Origin of the sequence: Shewanella putrefaciens (assembly GCF_016406325.1) — a bacterium.
Lineage (GTDB): Bacteria > Pseudomonadota > Gammaproteobacteria > Enterobacterales > Shewanellaceae > Shewanella > Shewanella putrefaciens.
The window spans coordinates 1,098,690-1,118,818 of record NZ_CP066370.1; the positions used below are offsets into that span (position 1 = coordinate 1,098,690).

The following is a 20,129-nucleotide window of genomic DNA, read 5'->3' on the forward strand; positions in this document are numbered from 1 at the left end:
TTTTTGTTATAACATTGGGTTAACTAAGTTTAAATGCAGTCTTAACGATAAAGAATAAGCAACGGTAGCACTGCATGATAGGTGAAGAGGGTGTCATGGGGTTAGTCCAGACAAAAGATCAACCACTGTTTATAGGTGTAGATGGGGGCGGCAGTAAATGTAGAGCCACCATCTACTGCGCAGACGGTACCGTTTTAGGTACTGGTGTTGCTGGACGTGCCAATCCATTGCATGGTCTAACACAAACATTTGAATCCGTTGAAGCATCGACTCGCCTCGCCTTGCTGGATGCGGGAATGAACGAGAGTGATAGTTACTTGCTGGTGGCGGGCCTCGGTCTTGCTGGGGTAAATGTTCCTCGGTTATATCGAGACGTTACTAACTGGCAGCATCCTTTTGCTGCTATGTATGTCACTACAGATTTGCATACGGCTTGTATTGGTGCCCACGGTGGTGCCGATGGTGCTGTGATCATCACGGGTACTGGCTCTTGCGGCTATGCCCATGTTGGCGATACCAGTTTGAGTATTGGTGGTTATGGTTTTGCCTTGGGCGATAAGGGCAGCGGTGCTTGGCTTGGATTAAAAGCCGCCGAACACGTGTTGTTAGCACTCGATGGCTTTGCCGTACCAACTCGATTAACCGATATGCTGTTGAATGAATTTGGTGTCACCGATGCGCTAGGCATTGTCGAAAATCTAGCCGGAAAGTCCTCAAGTTGCTACGCCGCATTAGCCAGAAGCGTACTCGATTGTGCCAATGAAGGTGATGCTGTAGCGACTGCTATCGTACAAGAAGGAGCGGACTATATAAGCGACATGGCACGTAAGTTATTTAGCCTAAATCCGGTGCGTTTTTCGATGATCGGTGGTCTTGCTGAGCCTTTACAAGCTTGGCTCGGTGCTGATGTGGTTGCCAAAATTTCAGAAACCTTAGCCCCCCCCCCGAACTCGGCGCTATGTATTTCGCCCAGCAAGAATTTAATAAGTCGTTGTCAGTGCGCATAGGCACTGAAGCTAAATCCTGTATTTGAATGTGAAGGTAAAAGACATGACAAACACTATTATGGAGCAAGAGGCTCGCACTGCACCGCAAAAAATCGCGGATCAATTAGAAGCTAACGCTGGCATCATGCAGCAGTTAGGTGAAAGACTTCGCGCCTTTGCCCCCCGTTTTGTAATGATCGTTGGTCGCGGTTCATCGGATCATGCGGGAGTGTTCGCTAAATACTTATTTGAAATTGAAGCGGGTGTACCGACCTTCGCCGTCGCACCTTCAGTGGCGAGTGTGTATGGTAAAACCTTGAAACTCGAAGGCGCGTTAGTCATTGTTATTTCACAATCTGGCCGTAGCCCTGACATTTTGGCGCAGGCGCGTATGGCAAAAAATGCCGGTGCTTTCTGTGTTGCCTTAGTGAATGATGAAAGTGCACCGATTAAAGATATCGTCGATGTCGTTGTGCCTTTACGTGCCGGCGAAGAAAAAGCCGTTGCTGCGACTAAGAGTTACCTCGCAACTTTGTCGGCGATTTTACAACTCGCCGCCGCTTGGACCCAGAGTGAATCGCTCGCTAGCGCCGTAGCGTCTTTACCCCAAGCGCTGCAAACCGCGGTGGATGCTGAGCCACAACTCACGCCAGAATCCGTTGCCGACGTGAAGAACTTAGTCGTACTCGGCCGTGGTTTAGGTTATGCGGTATCTAAGGAAATCGCGCTTAAGTTAAAAGAAGTGTGCTCAATCCATGCCGAAGCGTTCAGCAGCGCCGAGTTCCTCCACGGCCCTGTGACCTTAGTTGAGAAAAAACTCACTATCGTCGATGTCTGTATTGGCGATGAATCCTATGCTAGCCATATTGAACAAATTGAAAACGTAAGCCAACGCGGCGCCGATTTAGTGCACCTGAATCAAACCTCGACCGACATTCACCCGCGTGTGGCGCCGTTAGCCTTGTTACAACGTTTTTATATCGATGTGGCTGCGGTTGCGATTGCCCGTGGTATCGATCCCGACCAACCGGCTGGCCTTAAAAAAGTAACCCAAACGCTTTAAGTTGCCTAGCTTTAAGCGGCAAAGTGTAAGAGGTCTAGGTAGGCTGCACGATTAAGCATCTGCAGCTAAGCCCACGCGGTTAACTTAATTTAAGCCTTAAGCTAACTGCGTTATTTATTGAAAGAGGTTTGCGATGAAAATCACCTTGATCGCTGAGCGTATTTTTGATGGTGAATATTTCCATCAAGATGTGCCTGTGACTGTTGAAGACGGGCATATTCTGGCGTTTGATACGGTTGTTGGCGCGAAGGAAATCCGCCAAGCCGGAACGCTGGTGCCTGGTTTTATCGATGTACAAGTGAACGGCGGCGGCGGGGCGTTATTCAATGCCGATCCGAGTGTTAATTGCATTGAGACTATCGGCCGTGCCCATGCGCGTTTTGGCACGACGGGATTTTTACCCACACTTATCACCGATGATGTCAGCGTGATGGCCAATGCGGCTGATGCCGTGACCGAGGCATTAGTGAAAGGTAGCGCTGGCGTTTTAGGGGTGCATTTTGAAGGGCCACATTTATCTGTGCCTAAAAAAGGTGTGCATCCACAGGGTTTTATTCGCGAAATCTCAGAGGCTGAACTCGCGGTATTTTGTCGCCAAGATCTGGGGATTAAAGTGGTCACGCTTGCGCCTGAGAATGTGTCTCCAGAGGTGATCCGCACGCTTGTCGCCTCGGGTGTTAAGGTGTGTTTGGGTCATTCTAATGCCGACTACGATACTGTGGTTGCGGCATTAGCGGCAGGCGCGACGGGCTTTACCCACCTTTATAATGCGATGTCACCACTTGGTTCCCGTGAGCCGGGCATGGTTGGCGCGGCGATTGAGAGTGAAACCGCTTGGTGTGGTTTGATTGTCGATGGTCACCATGTGCATCCCGCTGCCGCAAAGGTCGCACTACGGGCAAAACCTAGAGGCAAAATGATGTTAGTCACCGATGCTATGCCGCCTGTCGGTATGGACGATGAGACTAGCTTTGAGCTTTTTGGTACTCAAGTGCAGAGAGTCGGCGACAGATTAAATGCCGTGACCGGTGAGCTGGCGGGTTGTGTGCTCGATATGGCGACTGCGGTCAATAATACGGTGAACTTGTTAGGTTTACCTTTGGCGGAAGCCTTGAGAATGGCGGCGTTATATCCCGCACAGTTCCTCGGGATTGACCATAAGGCTGGCCGTTTAGCACTGGGACATAGGGCTGACTTTGTCTTGCTCGATGCGCAGAACAAAGTGCTGGCAAATTACATTGCGGGACGGGCCGTCTATTCAGGACAGACGATAGGGGGACACCCTTAAATCGCTTTCGCAGTTTAGGTGATGTGTAACAATTGGCCCTTGTCGTATTTTGATGACAGGGGCTAAGTTTTTTTATTGTACAGCACTCATTTTAAACAGTATTAGTTTTGATCAACTTTTATAAAAGCTTTTAATAACAATAATAAAGGATGATGGCATGGGGACTACACAGACAAACGCGATTGTGCCAGTAAAGGTGAATAAGCCTAGGTTGATGTCTCTGGATGCACTGCGCGGCTTCGATATGTTTTGGATTTTGGGCGGTGAGGCCCTGTTTGGGGGCTTGCTTATTTTAACGGGCTGGGCAGGTTGGCAATGGGGCGATGAACAAATGCACCATAGCCAATGGCATGGCTTTCAGTTTTACGATTTAATCTTTCCGCTGTTTATTTTCCTCTCTGGTATGGCCTTAGGTTTATCTCCCAAACGTTTAGATAAATTACCGATGAAGGAGCGATTACCTGTGTATCGGCATGGGATTAAACGACTCTTTTTATTGCTGCTACTGGGCATTTTATACAATCACGGTTGGGGTACGGGCGCGCCTGCCGATCCTGAAAAAATTCGCTATGCCAGTGTGTTAGGTCGAATCGCCTTTGCATGGTTCTTTGCCGCATTACTGGTGTGGCATACGAGTCTACGAAACCAAATTATTGTCGCCTTGGGCATTTTGCTCGGTTATGGCGCAATGCAACTTTGGTTGCCTTTCCCTGGTGGACAGGCGGGCGTGCTCTCGCCAACGCAATCCATCAATGCCTATGTCGATTCAGTTTTACTACCCGGCATAAGCTATCAGGGGCGCACGCCCGATCCTGAAGGTTTATTGTCGACCATCCCCGCCATAGTCAATGCGTTAGCGGGTGTGTTTGTCGGCCACTTTATTGTTAAATCCCATCCTAAAGGTGAGTGGGTCAAAGTGGGATTACTCGCCACTGCAGGTGGCGCTTGGTTAGCCTTAGGTTGGCTGTTGGATGGTGTTATTCCTGTCAATAAAGAGCTGTGGACCAGTTCATTTGTGCTGGTTACGTCGGGCTGGAGCATGATCCTGCTGGCGCTATTCTATGCCTTAGTCGATGTGCTTAAGTGGCAAAAGGCCGCATTTTTCTTCGTGGTGATAGGCACGAACGCCATCATTATTTATTTAGCGTCGAGCTTAGTCGATTGGAAATATATCGCCCAAAGCGTGTTTGGCGGGCTAGTAGCTGCTTTACCTCAAAGCGCTCAAGCGTTAGCTGCGGTTATCAGCTTACTTGCGGTGCAGTGGCTGGTTTTATATTGGATGTATCGGCGCAAGATTTTTTTCAGGATTTAGTCAGTTAGGTTCTTTTATTCAGATAGGCCGTAGATATGTTGTGTTTGTGGCTTATTACTATTTGGATATGGCTTACGCCCTAGCAGTTTGGTTGCGGTGCCAATGTCAGAGTTATATAGCGTTGAGTGGTAAATCGTAAATGACAGCGTTGTCTTTTTGTATTATTTGTTTTAACATCGCTGAAACAATGGTGCATTTAGATAGTAACATTAGCCATTGCGGACGAGTCGCGATACGGATATTCGGGAACTTAGGCATTAATTTAAATCCCGTTATCACCTAAATAATTAATTACTATAAGAAGCAGGTTTATGGAAATGACACTCGATAAAAGCCAGCAGAAAAGCAGCTTTCTCCCTATGGCCATAGTGGCCGCGCTCTTTTTCATCCTCGGATTCGCCACTTGGTTGAATGGTTCTTTGATGCCGTATTTGAAACAAATATTGCAACTTAATCCCTTCCAAGCGTCGTTGATCCTGTTTTCTTTCTACATTGCAGTGACCTTTACAGCCTTGCCATCCGCTTGGCTTATTCGCAAAGTCGGCTATAAGAATGGCATGGCGATAGGCATGGGCGTGATGATGTTGGCGGGTTTACTGTTTATCCCTGCTGCGGAAACACAAATTTTTGCCTTATTCCTTTTCGCCCAATTAGTGATGGGCGCAGGCCAAACCTTATTACAAACTGCGGTTAACCCTTATGTGGTGCGTTTGGGGCCGGAAGAGTCTGCCGCTGCCCGTGTGAGTGTGATGGGCATTTTAAATAAAGGTGCGGGTGTGATTGCGCCATTGGTGTTTTCGGCGTTGATTTTAGACAGCTTTAAAGATCGTATAGGTACTGAGCTGACTCAAGTGCAAATTGAAGAAATGGCTGACGGTTTAGTATTGCCCTATTTAGGCATGGCCATTTTTATCGGTATCTTAGCGCTCGCGGTAAAAAAATCTCCCTTACCAGAGTTATTGAATGAAGATGAAGCTGCTGAAAATACTGATAAAGGGCAACTTAAAGCGGCATTATCTCACCCTAACTTAGCCTTTGGCGTGTTAGCGCTGTTTGTTTATGTGGCTGTAGAGGTGATTGCTGGCGATACCATTGGCACATTTGCTTTGTCTTTAGGCATAGAGTCATACGGTGTGATGACTTCCTATACCATGGTGTGTATGGTGCTGGGTTATTCTTTAGGTATCCTGTTAATCCCGCGTTTTATTTCCCAACCTAAGGCCTTGATGGTTTCAGCCATCTTAGGTTTAGTTCTGACATGTGGCATTTTATTTGGCGACAATAACTCTTACGCCATCGCAAATATTCTGTTAGTGCCTTTTGGTGGTGTGGCGCTGCCTGATACTTTGTTGATGATTGCCTTTCTTGGTTTAGCCAATGCGATTGTTTGGCCTGCGGTGTGGCCGCTAGCACTGTCTGGTATGGGGAAATTGACCAGTACAGGTTCAGCGCTACTTATCATGGGGATTGCGGGGGGCGCATTTGGGCCTGTGTCTTGGGGATTAATGAGCTCAGCGACAGATATGGGCATGCAGGGCGGTTATATTGTGATGTTGCCCTGTTATCTATTCATCCTGTTCTACGCGGTGAAAGGCCATAAAATGCGTCGTTGGTAATCAGTGATTATTCAAAAAGTCTTTAATAAATAACGTATTTAATGGTATTCAGATAAAAAATAAAACCGCCTTATTATGCTAGTAATAGGGCGGTTTTGCATTGCGATATCACAACTGTGGGGCGTTAGAATGCGTAACTCAGGGTGGCGAGTACAGTATCTTTAGTTTTAAAGGCACCATCAGTCACTTTTTGAGCTCCAGTAAGATCTGTCCCTAACCACGCAAGTGATAGACCAAAACCTGCAAATTCAGTTGACACTCCAATAGAATAATCGGAGTAACTGTCGAAACCTTCGCCATCATCTAGGGCATCGCCAGCATTGTAGCCGTAGTGTAGATCGAGATTCCAATTTTCCACAAATGTGTAGGAATAGTTGAGTTCGGTATAGTGATAGTCTAAGTCGCTTCCTCCATAATCATTGGTAAACCAATAGGCTAGACGAAAACCTTTAAACTCAACGCCAGCAGTTACTTCAAAGTAACCAAGATCACTCTCACCTGAATAGTTATAACGATAAAGCGTGATATCGTAACTCAAATCATCATTGAGATCGTTGCCATAGGCGACATAAAAATCGTACTCAACATCCGGACCGTTATAGCCTGGCTCGTCAAAGTCCACATTACTTGCCCAAGCACCAACAGATAGGCCAGAGTCAAATCCCCAGTCTATACCCGTTTGGAGAGCGGGATCGCCTGCGGTTTGTGATATGCCACGGAAACGATAGTCGTTAGTCAGACTAATTTCCCCAGTGACTTCGGCGGCGGCAATGCCGGAGAATAGGGTTGTGGTTAGCGCGAGTCCGACAAGCTGTATCAGCCGTTTTTTATTCAGATTATTATACACGGTATTTCTCCCATTTTCTTTGTTGACTCGGACGTGCTACTAGCGACCATGCTAATCCAATCGCGCCAGTGCATCCGTTGGTTTGCCAAACAACAGCCTAGGAATACCCGTTGCTGTGACCTCATGGCGAGTTATTGCTAAGATAACTTAGCTGTTTTGCTGGGGCTTAAATTGGCCCCTTTCCTCTTACTTTTGTTCGAAAATGACGTAAACCTTACGGCAGGGTTCCACTACTTCCCAAGTGCCTTGAAAACCCGCGGGTATAATAAACCTGTCGCCCACAGTGAAAGTCTGCGATTGACCTTGAAGATCTGTGATAACACTTATCCCTTCGAGGATTTCGCAGTACTCGTATTCAGTGTAGTTTATTTTCCAAGCACCTGATTCACTTTGCCAAATCCCACTGTGAAATTGATCACAAGGGCTAGAATAATGATTCTCTAACCTTTGAGTTGGATTGCCAGTTAACAACTTTTCCGTCGGTAACTGGTAGGTTTCGACGGGTGTTTGCGCCGAAGCAAAGCGAATAATGGCGTTGATGCTCACAGTCATTTGCGATTTCCTTGTTGAGCTGATATTCGGCTATTTCATCGTTGGCATCACAAACTCGGCTTGAGTCTGTTTACCCACAGGCCAGCGGGCAGTAATTGCCTTACGCTTGGTATAAAAACGCACGCCATCGGGGCCATGCATATGCAGCGGCCCAAACAGTGAACGCTTCCAACCGCCAAAACTGTGGAACGCCATCGGCACTGGGATCGGTACATTCACTCCAACCATACCGACTTGCACGTGGTGACAGAAATGTCGCGCCGCTTCACCACTTTGGGTGAAAATCGCCGTGCCATTGCCAAATTCGTGTCGGTTAATCAGCTCAAGCGCCGTTGGGTAATCTTTCACGCGCACAATCGCCAGCACTGGGCCAAAGATTTCTTCGCGGTAGATGCTCATTTCAGGCGTGACATGGTCGAACAAACAGGCGCCGAGGAAATAACCCTGTGGATTTTCTTCAACACTCAGTTTACGGCCATCGACCAGCAGCGCTGCACCTTCTTGCACACCGGCTTCAACATATTGGGTGACTTTGGCAAGGTGCTGTTTTGAGATCAGCGGGCCCATTTCCATCTCTGGCGTCAGGCCGTTGCCGACTTTTAAGGTTTGGATTTGCGGTAGCAGTTTTTCCACTAACGCGTCGCCCACATCGCCTACCGCGAGTACGACTGAAATTGCCATACAACGCTCACCAGCACTGCCGTAAGCGGCACCCATTAAGGCGCTAACGGCTTGATCTAAATCTGCATCTGGCATGAGTAACATATGGTTTTTCGCGCCGCCTAAGGCTTGCACGCGTTTGCCATGTTTAGAGGCTGTGCTGTAGATGTATTCGGCAATCGGCGTTGAGCCTACAAAGCTCACCGCTTGCACATCTTTATGGGTGAGTAAGGTATCGACGGCTTCTTTGTCGCCGTTAATCACGTTAAACACGCCATCGGGAAGACCCGCTTCTTTAAGCAGCTCGGCAATCCGCATCACTGAGCTTGGGTCTTTTTCCGAGGGTTTCATAATAAAGGTGTTACCGCAGGCAATCGCGATTGGGAACATCCACATGGGAACCATCACGGGGAAGTTAAAGGGCGCTATGCCTGCGACAACACCTAAAGCTTGATTAACTGACCAAGAATCGACGCCGCCACCGACTTGCTGGGTGTGTTCACCTTTAAGCAAGTGCGGAATACCACAGGCAAATTCGACCACTTCGAGACCACGGATCAACTCGCCCTTAGCATCGTCGATCACTTTGCCGTGCTCACGGGTGATAAGCTGCGCCATTTCATCCAGGTGCTGCTCGACTAAGGCTTTGAATTTAAAAAGCACTCGAGCACGGTTGAGCGGCGTGACTTGTGACCAGGTTTCAAAGGCGGTTTTAGCGATCGCGATGGCTTCGCCGACTTCGGTTTCGCTTGCCAGTGAGACTTGGCCACGTAGTTCACCCGTGGCGGGTTCAAAAATATCTTGGCTTCTGGTACTGGCAGGGGTGTGCTGACCATTAACAAAGTGAGTGATCTTGAGCATAGTTAACCTTTGAAGTTCCTCGCCGCAGCGGGGTGTTAAATGTGAGAGTGGAACGAACCGCTGGTGCTATTATCCAACGGCGTTAATGGCATCGCTTAGGCCATTAACCATTTGGTCAATCTCGCGTTTATCGACAATCAGTGGCGGTGACATGGCAATGATGTCGCCCGTGGCTCGTACTAAAGTGCCGTGGCGGAAGCAGTGTTCAAACACGCCGTAACCCCGTTTACCCGCGCCTTGGGCGTTAGGGGCAAATTGGATCCCCGCCACTAAGCCTGTGTTGCGAATATCAATCACATTCGGCAGGCCCTTGAGGCTGTGCACAGCGTCTTCAAAGTAGCGTTCAAGCTCAAAACTGCGCTCGAATAATTGCTCATTTTCATAAATCGATAGGGTGGCAAGCGCCGCCGCTGCCGCCACTGGATGACCGGAATAGGTGTAGCCGTGGAAGAACTCAATCAGTTCATTAGGGCCTTGCATGCAAGTGTCGTGGATAAAATCTTGAACGAACACTGCGCCCATAGGGATGGCGCCGTTATTGATGGCTTTAGCCGTGGTGATTATATCTGGGATAACGCCCCAACGTTGACTCGCAAAAGCGGCGCCAACACGGCCGAAAGCGGTAATGACTTCGTCAAAAATCAGTAGGATGCCGTGCTTCTTAGTGATTTCACGCAGACGTTTTAAGTAACCTTGGGGCGGCAATATCACCCCGGCAGAACCCGACATAGGTTCAACGATTACGGCGGCAATATTCTCGGCGCCGTGCAGGGTCACTAACTGTTCTAATACCTCGGCTTTTTCAGCGCCAAAGGGCGAGAGTCCACGGGTAAATGCCGCATTTTGGATATCTAAGGTGTGGGGTAAGTGATCGACACCTTGTAATAATTGGCCGCTAAAGGCCTTGCGGTTATTGCTTAAGCCCCCCACAGATATGCCGCCAAAGCCGACGCCGTGGTAGCCCATTTCGCGGCCGATAAAGCGGGTGCGAGAGGCTTGACCGTTGGCTCTGTGATAGCAAAGTGCCATCTTAAGTGCTGTATCGACGGACTCAGAACCTGAGTTAGTAAAGAAGACCTTGTTCAATCCCTCTGGGCTTAACTCTGTTAAACGCTCTGCGAGTTCAAAGGCGATAGGGTGACCCATTTGGAAGGAGGGCGCGTAGTCCATCTCTTTAATTTGTTTGCTGACCGCTTCGCTGATTTCCTTGCGACCATGGCCTGCGTTACAACACCATAAACCTGCGGTGGCATCTAATACCTTATTACCATCAATATCCGTGTAATACATGCCTTCGGCCTTGGCGAGTAACCGCGGGCTAGCTTTAAATTGGCGGTTGGCGGTAAAAGGCATCCAGAAATGTTCAAGTGAGGGATGATCAAGTGAGGAGTCGCTTGCACAATTGAGCGGCAAATCGGCCATAGTGTCTACCTTGTCCTGTATTTTCAGGTCTTGTTTTAGGGTGGCTAATATTTGCTATGCTATGTTAGAAATAATGAACATGGAAGAGGTGTGTGCAGTTAATTATGGCAAAAAAGCTATTTTTGTAAAAAATATTGAATTTTATGGTTTAAACAGCGTAACCTGAAGCTCAGATTATGACTGTGATGATGTTTAGCATTTGCGCTAAAGTCGTCACAGACCACTATTTTCTTGTCGATGAACGATAAACCACACCTATACGAATGATTAAGAGGTCATCATGAGCACACCGAAGAGCCGCAGCGAATGGGAAAGTCTGGCTGCCAGTCTATCTATTAATGGTAAGGCGTTTATCAATGGCGAATACCAAGATGCCGTTTCGGGTAACACCTTCGATTGTATTAGTCCTATCGATGGCCGCTTGTTGGTAAAAGTGGCTAGTTGCGATCTTGCGGATGCTAATCTTGCGGTTGCTAATGGTCGCAGCGTATTTGAGTCTGGTGTTTGGTCGCAGCAGTCTCCGGTAAAGCGCAAACAAGTGATGATACGTTTCGCCGAGTTACTGGAGGAAAATGCCAATGAACTCGCACTGTTAGAAACCCTCGACATGGGTAAACCGATTCGTTTCTCTAAAGCGGTGGATGTGGCGGGTGCTGCCCGTGCGATTCGCTGGTCTGGCGAAGCGATTGATAAAATTTACGATGAACTTGCGCCAACGGCTCACAACGAAATTGGCATGATCACCCGTGAACCAGTCGGGGTTGTGGCCGCGATTGTGCCGTGGAACTTCCCTATGCTGATGGCGTGTTGGAAGCTCGGGCCAGCGCTTGCCACGGGTAACAGTGTAGTATTAAAACCCTCTGAAAAGTCACCCTTAACGGCTATCCGTATGGCGCAATTGGCTATTGAAGCTGGGATCCCACAAGGCGTACTCAACGTGTTGCCAGGATTTGGTCATACTGTGGGTAAAGCCTTAGCGTTGCATATGGATGTGGATACGTTGGTGTTCACAGGTTCCACCAAAATTGCCAAGCAATTAATGATTTATGCAGGTGAATCGAACATGAAACGCGTGTGGTTAGAGGCCGGAGGCAAGAGCCCCAATATCGTCTTTAATGACGCGCCAGATCTGAAAGCTGCTGCTGTTGCTGCGGCCGAAGCCATTGCCTTTAACCAAGGTGAAGTTTGCACCGCAGGTTCGCGTTTGCTGGTGGAATCTGGGGTGAAAGATGAGCTTATCGCGCTTATTGCTGAGGAGTTAGCCTCATGGCATCCGGGGCATCCACTCGATCCCGCGACAGTGAGCGGCGCCGTTGTTGATAAACAACAGTTAGATACAGTACTCAGTTACATCAAAGCGGGTAAAGATGAAGGTGCAACCTTAGTCCACGGTGGCAGCCAAGTTATGGCCGACACAGGCGGCGTGTATGTGCAGCCAACGGTATTTTCTAACGTAAACAATCAGATGAAAATTGCCAGCGAAGAGATATTCGGCCCAGTGTTATCTGTTATTGAATTTAATGGCATGGAAGAAGCGATATCAATAGCCAACGATACCATCTATGGTTTAGCCGCTGGTGTGTGGACATCCGATATCAGCAAGGCCCATAAAACGGCCAAAGCCCTGCGCGCTGGCATGGTGTGGATCAACCATTACGATGGCGGCGACATGACAGCGCCATTCGGTGGCTATAAACAGTCAGGTAATGGCCGAGATAAATCTCTGCACTCCTTCGACAAATACACAGAACTGAAAGCGACGTGGATCGTGCTATAAGCGCTCTGTTTTTATAACCGCTCTTTTTTTGTCTATATAAAAGAAGGAGTCGCTTTCGCTCAATACTAAAACCTCTTTTCATATTGCATGGAAAGAGGTTTTTATTTTTAGGGCGGTTTTGCCCCAAACAATACAAACAAACCATAGGGTTTACGAGGTTTTTCTATAGCTCTAGTGAATACTAAGAATATCAACTTTAAAGCTTTGCTTATTTAGTTTGAATTCTTTAATCAAAGTCAAAGTCGTGGGGCTTCACCCCACATCCGACCAAGGAGGACTGCTCGTCCTATCCTCCTTGGATGTTCCATGACGCCCCCCAACGGAGTTGAAAGCCCCTTGTGCTCATTGCCAAATTTGCTATCGCTTCCGAAGGATGCGTCCCTGTACCTGCGGAAGCTAGCTCGCCATCCATGGCGAGACTCACGCAATTTGTCTATTCGCCCAGCGGCAACTCCGAGGGGAGGTGTATTCCTTGGAGTTTTGAGTCGTTAGATAGCGATTCATCAGCAAAAAAATAAGCATGAAAGAACGAGAAAGCTAAAACGATATCAAGTGATTACCCACCAAGCTGTATAAAAAAACGCTACCGTAAAAAAGCAAATTCCTATAGCATCATTTATACCAATGGACATGGATGTGGCAGCGGCCAAGTCCAACAAGCGATTTATGCCCTGCAAACAGCGCAGCGCATAAATACTAAGAAGTTAGGTGAAAATGGAGTATCAGAAGGAAACAATCGTATATTCAGCCGTATTATCGGCTACAGCGCTTTTTTTTATATTGTTGCCAGTTATAAGAGGTAATCTTGGTATTGGCGCTATAAGTATATTGATCACTTTAGTAATTTATTTCTTGGTAGGCTTTGTTGGGTTCTGGCTTGGTCAAAAAATATCAGGTCAAAAACTTGTATTAAAGCCAGTATATTGGGCTGCGCCATTGTGCTTTGTAGTGCCTTTTCAGATTTCAAAATTTACTGGTTTAAACGAAGTGTTTCCTGGTGCTCATTTTCTTTTAGTAGTTGCCTTTGCATTTCTAGTTGGCTACCGCATGAATCAGGTAACCCTAGATAAAGATAAGAAGCCCCAAAGCTAACAAGCAAATTTTATCGCCAGCAAAAAGCTCTGGCTGCGACGTCAACCCGCTGCGCGACTTTCCGCGCTAAATTTGGGCGTTATTCCTTGAGAGATATATGAGCATTTTTCCCGTTGCTGTTGATGAAAAAATGGTTGGCGAATATCCGGCAGAGGCAAAATCTGGCGGCGGCTACTTCTATGATGATGTGCTTGAATATCATGTCTGGTGTCGCCCTTGGCTTGGCGCACCAGATGAGTTTGATGGTGAAGTTTACTACTACGCGTTTTCTTCATTCGAGGCAGCTAAGGAATTTTCCGATAACACTAAAGGCTCTGAGCAACCGCTGGTTTTGGTGAAGCAAATTGAGTGGATAGATGAACCAACACTAGGTCAATTTATTCCCATGAAAGGTGAGCGCGTGACCGAGTGGTTAGTTGAATGGTTACAAGGTAATAAAAGAGCTCAGCATACAATTTCGCAGTTTATAGAGGCCAATGTTGTGGCATAACAATCGCCAGCACAATGCGCCTTTGGCGCTCGACTCGCAACAAGTTGCTCGCGTGCGTGGAGGGCGTTAATCCATAGAAATATTAATCCGAAACCAACGACTTAGAGTAAAATATCTAACAAGGTTTTTGTCCCAAAGCGTGCTGCGTAACGCTTTTAAATCTGCAGGTTACGCTAATGCCAAAAAGGTGAGCCATGGTGATTAGCGAGACGACCGTCCGCCCCATGGCCGCTCTTTGGCGTCCATGCCACCGCGACATTTGTGAATCCTGTCACGTCAGATGGGGCGACCCTGCATCTACGGATGGACTTGAACAACATCCCTGTTTAACTGCCAGTTCGCCGTCCATGGCTCTCGTTCATAAGCTCAGAAACCCTAGGTTTCTATTCACTGAGTCGACGAGCGAATGCCATGGCAAGCCTGTGTTAGTGGATACCAGCAAACGCTAAACTGTTAATAACTAAAATTACAGGTCCCCAAAAAACTGGTCTACAACACATATATGTCTGTTTCTAAGTCAGTATGTCCGCAACCATTTGACTTCAAACCGAGAGCATTTACCTGCTAATACGTGATTTTAGCGTGTAACTGCTGTAGCCTCGTGGGAATTTATTGTTTCTGGTTTTTGATCTTTTAGGATGCAAAATTCGAGCTTTGCCATCTAAGGTTCTTCGTTATTTTTCCCGTGACGTTACTGGCAAATAGCCGCTAGCAATGAGTTCACTTATTAGAGAGGGTGTCATGTGAATGCACTTCAAAACCCAATTAGACAGTTCAATTTCGTCAAACTATTTGCACTGGCACTGCTAAGCTTTTTGGCTGGCTGTTCTTCGCTGCAGACGGGTGAAAATGGTAACTGGGTAGGATTCACGGAAGCTGGTCAGGCTTCATTTTATGGGGATAAACATCAAAATAAGCAGACGGCCAGTGGTGAACTTTACAAACATAAATTAAAGACAGCAGCGCATAAAAAGTTACCCTTTGGCTCGAGTGTTAAGGTCACCAATGTTAAGAATGGTAAAAGTGTCATTGTAAAAATCAATGATAGAGGGCCTTTTGTGCGTGGCCGCATCATTGATCTGTCAAAATCGGCTTTTAGCAGTATAGGTAACACTTCTTCTGGTTTGATTGACGTGAAAATTGAAGTGATTAAGTAGCGGTTAAGATTTAAAATTGTGGCAAGCTGTATCGTGGCTAAGATACTCGTAATTTAGTGTTTTAGTGCCATAAAACTGAGTTCATATCGTTAATAGAAATATCCAAGGTCTCAATTTTTAAGCCAATATTTGGGCTTTGTGGCATTTGGTGAGAGACTGGTGGCAGGCTCGGATAACAATAAAAGGACCCCTTATGGAATACCCGCTTGTCAGTACGCAGTGGCTCGAAGCACACCTCACCGATCCCTATTTAGTCTTGCTCGATGCCAGTATGGAAATCGTGATTGGTAAGGAACCCTTGATATACGATGAGCCTATTTGCATTCCGCGCTCACGTCGTTTCGATGTGGAGAATAAGTTTTGCGATAAGACTTCAACCCAAATTCATGCACTGCCGACGTTTGCGCAATTTATTCAAGGGATAGCGCAACTTGGCATTGAGCCTGACAGTGTTGTTGTTATCTATGATAACCAAGGTATTTATTCATCCCCACGGGCGTGGTGGACCTTTAAAGTCATGGGCTTTAATCGAGTCTATGTACTCGATGGCGGTTTGCCCCAGTGGATTGAAGAAGACCGCATTATCTCATCGCGTTATCAAGCCGAAGGTGTCGATTATGGTCCTACGGATGTCGATACTTTGGCTGATGTGCTGCAATATCACCCTGAGCGGGTAATGGATGCCGAGGCTGTGCTTAAACGAATTGAAGATCCCGACACGGCGATTATCGATGCCCGTGGTGCGCCTCGCTTTTTAGGCCAAGTGAGTGAGCCACGCCCAGGTGTGCGTTCGGGGCATATTCCTCGCTCGGTTAACTTACCTTTTGCTCAAGTGCTCGATGGTAATAAAATCAAAACGGTCAGTGAGCTACAGTCTATTTATCAAGGGCTAGCAGCGGATAAATCCGCAAGGATATTCAGCTGTGGTTCTGGGATTACGGCGTGTATTTTGATCTTAGCTTCGGTTGCCGCGGGACATACAAAGCCCATCCTCTATGATGGTTCATGGGCGGATTGGGGTAGTCGAACAGATTTGCCAATCGAGTGCTAGTTGTTTAAGCCTAAAATATTCAACTTTGCGCACTTTGGTAAAATATTAAGGAGATCGTTTTGATTGGTAGATTAATTGATAAGTTAGTGTTTGGGTTTATTCTAGTGCTTGCACTACAATTGCCGCAACTGGCTGATCATTATCAGCAATTTTTGTCCGGATTCTATGAATCGACTCGTTGGCAGGTAGAAGGTTATGAAGCAACGGCTAAGGAATATCATTACGTCGATGCCAATGAAATGATTGCTCGCCATCAACAGAATGAGGAGCCCAGTGTACGCGCAGACGCAGAGCAAAAGCTGCAGACACTGGCACGTTATAAAGCGTTAACAGAGGGTATGGCGATTTTTAATACGGGTAATTTGTTTGAGAAAACGGCCTATATGTTTAATCCTACTCGCTTTGATTATCTTGAGAAAACCATCAGTAACTTTACGCCGGGGATCCCTTTAACTACCAGTGGGATCGGTTTTGGTGTCTTAGTGGCGTTAGTCGTGCATTACCTTTGCTCAATCCCTTTTATCCTGTGGGCAAGGCGTAGAAAGCGGCAGAGATTGGCGAGCACTTAGATAACTCGCATTTAAACGGCTTGCATTTAAACAATTGGCACTTAAACGATAGTGATGCCCATCGAATCGCTTATTCGATGGGCATCATCCGTTAGAGCTTAAAACCAGCCGTTAAAACAAGTCTTTAAAACAAGTCTTTAAATCTATGATATAGCATGCCAGCGGCGAGCATAGGTGAGCGGAATGTCGGGCCGCCGGGGAAGGTCATATGCTTGATTTTAGCGAACACATCGAAATGTCCCGCCTGTTGGCAAATGGCTTCAGCAAGCAGTTTTGCCGCCATATGGGTGGCATTCACGCCGTGTCCCGCATAGGCTTGGGCGTAAAAAATATTATTGGCATCGGGAAGGCGACCAATTTGTGGCATACGGTTAGCGCCGATACCTATCATGCCGCCCCATTCATAATCGATATGTACTCCTTTTAATTGCGGGAAAACTTTCTCCAACTTGGGTCTCAGTGCCGCTTCAATGTCTTTCGGATCTTTACCTGAATAGGTACAAAGGCCGCCAAATAACAAACGACGATCTGCGGATAAGTGAAAATAATCTAAGGCAATTCGCATATCTGCGAAGGCCATGTTTTGCGGGATAATATTCGTGCATTGGGCTTCAGTTAAGGGCTCTGTCGCCAATAAATAACTGCCCGCAGGTAACACTTTCCCCCCTACAAAGCTATTAAGTTTATGGCCAATATACGCATTGCCCGCCAGTACTAAGTATTGGCAACTGACTTCGCCCTTAGCGGTAATGACTCTTGGTTTAGCGCCTTGAATGATTTTTTCGGCGGCGCTGTATTCAAACAATTGCGCACCGAGATTGCGCGCAACGCGAGCCTCACCGAGGGCAAGATTAAGTGGGTGTAGATGGCCGCTGCCCATATCAACCAGCGCACCTTGATAAAAATTTGAGCCAATGACTTCACCTAATTGTGGCTTAGCTAATAGCTTGATCTCATGCGGATAACCCATGGCTTTGAGTGCGCTAAATTCTTCTTCAAGCTCATCCATATGGCGAGATTTAACCGCTAAATCGCAGTAACCCATTTGCAGATCGCAGTCGATACTGTGTTCTTGTATGCGATTTCGCACTATTTCAATGGCTTCAAAGCCCATCTGTTGAATTGCTTGAACACCTTCAGTGCCTATTTCACTTTGAAATTGCGAAGGATCATGGCCTATGCCGCGGATGAGTTCGCCGCCATTACGTCCCGATGCGCCCCAACCAATACGCCTCGCTTCTAGCAGCACGACACTCATGCCGCGCTGTGCGAGTTCTATGGCGGTATTGAGACCGCTAAAACCACCGCCTACGATGCAGACATCGGCATTGATACTACCTTCGAGTTGTGGGTGTGCGTAAATTTCTTTAGCAGTATCAAGATAATAAGAGTGTGGATACTGTTCACTGTGCACTGGTGGTTTGTGTGCCATGATGGCTCCAAAAAATTGTTTTTATTGTAAATTGGACTTGTCTCAGTATACTCATCACACTTTTCAGATGTTCAGAAAAAGTGTTCGTTTTATTTAACACATTTTTTCTATAGAATACAATTAAAGCGTTAATTCAGGTGCTTTTGGGGTGTGAATACATTTGGGATGATGTTTATCCTGAACAATCTGTTCGTCATCTATCGGGGGTTGCCCGAACCTTTTGGGGGATGTGAAATTTGGATATTGGTGCCAGTCTCAAAACTGTTCGAAAAATGAAAGGCTTATCTCAGCGGGAATTAGCTAAGCGTGCTGGTGTGACTAACAGTACGATTTCAATGATCGAAAAAAACAGTGTTAGCCCATCTGTCAGTTCTTTAAAAAAAGTATTGTCGGGTATCCCGATGTCTTTAGTGGACTTTTTCTCTATTGAAGCCACATCAGAGTGTGAACAAAAAGTGGTATATCGATCCGATGAACTGCTTGATATAGGCACAGGTCCGCTAGAATTTAAGTTAATTGGCCGTGATTATCCAAACCGGGCTATGTCTGTAATGAGTGAAACTTATCCACCGGGTTCAGATACCGGTGAAGAGATGTTAAAACATCAAGGCGAAGAGGCCGCTATGGTGATAGAAGGTAAATTCGAACTCACTGTAGGGGATGAAGTGTATATTTTGGAAGCGGGTGACAGTTATTATTTTAACAGTGAGCTACCCCATCGATTCCGTAATCCTTTCGATGAGCCTTGCCGACTCATTAGTGCAACGACACCTGCAAACTTCTAATTTTCGCTATTTTGTTGCGCTGCTCTATTTAGAATAGAGCGGCGAGCTTATTTTCAGAGTCATTGTTTATCTTTTTACCCAATAGCCCGCCGCGTTATCTTTTAAGTATTCCTTCCCTGTGTAAATAATATTAGTCAAATGAACTTTCAATGATGCCATTGATGTTCACTCGCCATGGCTTTATTCGTCTTTAATTACAGCAGACTACTAGAGTGCTATTGTTGAAACGAACGAACAATAGCAGCTAACACGATGTTATTCATAAAAAATAAAAACGGTATGGACAGTGGGTTTAACAAATAGATAACCTCTTGCCTAGTTTTAAATTTCGGTGTACTGTGTGAAAAAATGAACATTTAAAGTTAAAGTGTTCGATATGCTAGTAAAATGAGACCCTAAGGTGAGTTATGTCTGCAGAGTTACCCCTCATTGGTGTTATTGCGTGTAATCAACAATTGGGTTCACATCCGTTTAATATTGTTGGTGAAAAATATCTTTTAGGTGTTGTTGATGGTGCGAAAGGCTGGCCTTTGGTGATCCCATCACTCGGGCATGATTCACCTATTGACAGTATCTTGGCACGGCTTGATGGCATTTTGTTTACGGGGTCACCTTCTAATGTTGAGCCACGCCATTATGCAGGTCAACCGAGTGAGACTGGTACTCACCATGATCCCAAACGTGACGCCACTACCTTGCCATTAATCCACGCTGCTATTGCGGCAGGAGTGCCTGTCCTCGGAATATGTCGTGGTTTTCAAGAAATGAATGTGGCCTTTGGTGGCAGCTTGCATCAAAAGTTATATGAAGTTGCTGGTTTGATCGAACATAGAGAAAATGAAAATGCCGCTTTAGAGGTGCAATATGGGCCGTCACACAGTATTACTGTTGAGCCTGGGGGGGTCATTTACGAGGCTTGGGGCCGTAACTCTGCAGAGGTTAACTCTGTTCATACTTAAGGCGTAGCGCGTTTGGGTGTTGGGTTACGGCCAGAAGCTTATGCTCCAGATGGATTAGTGGAGGCCTTCTCCGTAATCGATACCAAAGAATTTGCCCTTGGTGTGCAGTGGCATCCAGAGTGGAAGGTGGCTGAAAATCCATTTTACCTCTCTATTTTCAATGCGTTTGGTGATGCCTGCCGACGTAGGGCTAAAACTCGAGTGAAATAA

General features: G+C 46.7%; 16 protein-coding genes and 2 pseudogenes. 13 read left to right on the forward strand and 5 right to left on the reverse strand.

What is annotated here, in order from left to right:
- Positions 1-95 precede the first annotated feature (95 nt).
- From nagK to nagP, 5 genes and pseudogenes are all read left to right on the forward strand, one after another.
- A pseudogene (gene nagK, locus JEZ96_RS04995) lies at positions 96-1,033 on the forward strand (N-acetylglucosamine kinase).
- Positions 1,034-1,050: 17 nt separating this feature from the next.
- A complete protein-coding gene (nagB-II, locus tag JEZ96_RS05000; protein WP_198779859.1) occupies positions 1,051-2,049 on the forward strand; it encodes a glucosamine-6-phosphate deaminase NagB-II in 999 nt (332 codons plus the stop codon).
- 133 nt (positions 2,050-2,182) lie between these two features.
- Complete coding sequence (gene nagA, locus JEZ96_RS05005) at positions 2,183-3,337, forward strand: N-acetylglucosamine-6-phosphate deacetylase (RefSeq protein ID WP_061782639.1); 1,155 nt, start codon at positions 2,183-2,185, stop codon at positions 3,335-3,337.
- A 157-nt stretch (positions 3,338-3,494) separates the two neighbouring features.
- Positions 3,495-4,649: a transmembrane glucosamine N-acetyltransferase NagX gene (gene nagX, locus JEZ96_RS05010; protein ID WP_025007354.1), complete on the forward strand. Its 1,155-nt coding sequence runs from the start codon at positions 3,495-3,497 to the stop codon at positions 4,647-4,649.
- A 317-nt stretch (positions 4,650-4,966) separates the two neighbouring features.
- Positions 4,967-6,265: an N-acetylglucosamine MFS transporter NagP gene (gene nagP / locus JEZ96_RS05015; RefSeq protein WP_011790352.1), complete on the forward strand. Its 1,299-nt coding sequence runs from the start codon at positions 4,967-4,969 to the stop codon at positions 6,263-6,265.
- Between the two features lie 124 nt (positions 6,266-6,389).
- On the opposite strand, the gene JEZ96_RS05020 is transcribed toward nagP, so the two are convergent.
- From JEZ96_RS05020 to JEZ96_RS05035, 4 genes are all read right to left on the reverse strand, one after another.
- Positions 6,390-7,112 (reverse strand): TorF family putative porin, encoded by a 723-nt coding sequence (locus JEZ96_RS05020; RefSeq protein WP_061782640.1) that lies wholly within the window; start codon positions 7,110-7,112, stop codon positions 6,390-6,392.
- A 186-nt stretch (positions 7,113-7,298) separates the two neighbouring features.
- Positions 7,299-7,664, reverse strand: a complete 366-nt coding sequence (locus JEZ96_RS05025; protein WP_011790350.1) for a cupin domain-containing protein — start codon at positions 7,662-7,664, stop codon at positions 7,299-7,301.
- A 30-nt stretch (positions 7,665-7,694) separates the two neighbouring features.
- The gene (locus JEZ96_RS05030) at positions 7,695-9,185 is read right to left on the reverse strand and encodes a CoA-acylating methylmalonate-semialdehyde dehydrogenase (protein ID WP_025007356.1); all 1,491 of its coding nucleotides are present in this window, start codon (positions 9,183-9,185) and stop codon (positions 7,695-7,697) included.
- Between the two features lie 69 nt (positions 9,186-9,254).
- Entirely contained in the window at positions 9,255-10,607 is a 1,353-nt protein-coding gene (locus JEZ96_RS05035) for an aspartate aminotransferase family protein (RefSeq protein WP_061782641.1), read from the reverse strand.
- Between the two features lie 280 nt (positions 10,608-10,887).
- Between JEZ96_RS05035 and JEZ96_RS05040 the strand changes: the two genes are divergently transcribed.
- The 6 genes from JEZ96_RS05040 (at position 10,888) to JEZ96_RS05065 (ending at position 16,743) form a co-directional block, all read left to right on the forward strand.
- The gene (locus tag JEZ96_RS05040; protein ID WP_061782642.1) at positions 10,888-12,384 is read left to right on the forward strand and encodes an aldehyde dehydrogenase; all 1,497 of its coding nucleotides are present in this window, start codon (positions 10,888-10,890) and stop codon (positions 12,382-12,384) included.
- A 714-nt stretch (positions 12,385-13,098) separates the two neighbouring features.
- Positions 13,099-13,476 (forward strand): hypothetical protein, encoded by a 378-nt coding sequence (locus JEZ96_RS05045; protein ID WP_041408240.1) that lies wholly within the window; start codon positions 13,099-13,101, stop codon positions 13,474-13,476.
- A 97-nt stretch (positions 13,477-13,573) separates the two neighbouring features.
- Positions 13,574-13,966, forward strand: coding sequence for a GCN5 family acetyltransferase (locus JEZ96_RS05050; protein ID WP_174704329.1), 393 nt, complete (start codon positions 13,574-13,576; stop codon positions 13,964-13,966).
- A gap of 743 nt (positions 13,967-14,709) precedes the next feature.
- On the forward strand, positions 14,710-15,123 hold the full coding sequence (locus JEZ96_RS05055) for a septal ring lytic transglycosylase RlpA family protein (RefSeq protein ID WP_025007360.1): 414 nt from the start codon (positions 14,710-14,712) through the stop codon (positions 15,121-15,123).
- A gap of 193 nt (positions 15,124-15,316) precedes the next feature.
- A complete protein-coding gene (locus JEZ96_RS05060) occupies positions 15,317-16,174 on the forward strand; it encodes a sulfurtransferase (RefSeq protein WP_025007361.1) in 858 nt (285 codons plus the stop codon).
- 59 nt (positions 16,175-16,233) lie between these two features.
- Positions 16,234-16,743 carry a DUF2937 family protein gene (locus JEZ96_RS05065; RefSeq protein ID WP_025007362.1) on the forward strand — a complete coding sequence of 170 codons (510 nt, stop codon included), beginning with the start codon at positions 16,234-16,236 and terminating at the stop codon, positions 16,741-16,743.
- A gap of 124 nt (positions 16,744-16,867) precedes the next feature.
- Here the strand turns inward: JEZ96_RS05065 and JEZ96_RS05070 are convergent, their stop codons facing one another.
- Positions 16,868-18,175 (reverse strand): NAD(P)/FAD-dependent oxidoreductase, encoded by a 1,308-nt coding sequence (locus JEZ96_RS05070; protein WP_061782643.1) that lies wholly within the window; start codon positions 18,173-18,175, stop codon positions 16,868-16,870.
- Between the two features lie 236 nt (positions 18,176-18,411).
- Between JEZ96_RS05070 and JEZ96_RS05075 the strand changes: the two genes are divergently transcribed.
- Together JEZ96_RS05075 and JEZ96_RS05080 are read left to right on the forward strand one after the other, a co-directional pair.
- Positions 18,412-18,960, forward strand: coding sequence for a cupin domain-containing protein (locus JEZ96_RS05075; RefSeq protein WP_014610087.1), 549 nt, complete (start codon positions 18,412-18,414; stop codon positions 18,958-18,960).
- Between the two features lie 407 nt (positions 18,961-19,367).
- Positions 19,368-20,129: pseudogene (locus tag JEZ96_RS05080) on the forward strand (gamma-glutamyl-gamma-aminobutyrate hydrolase family protein).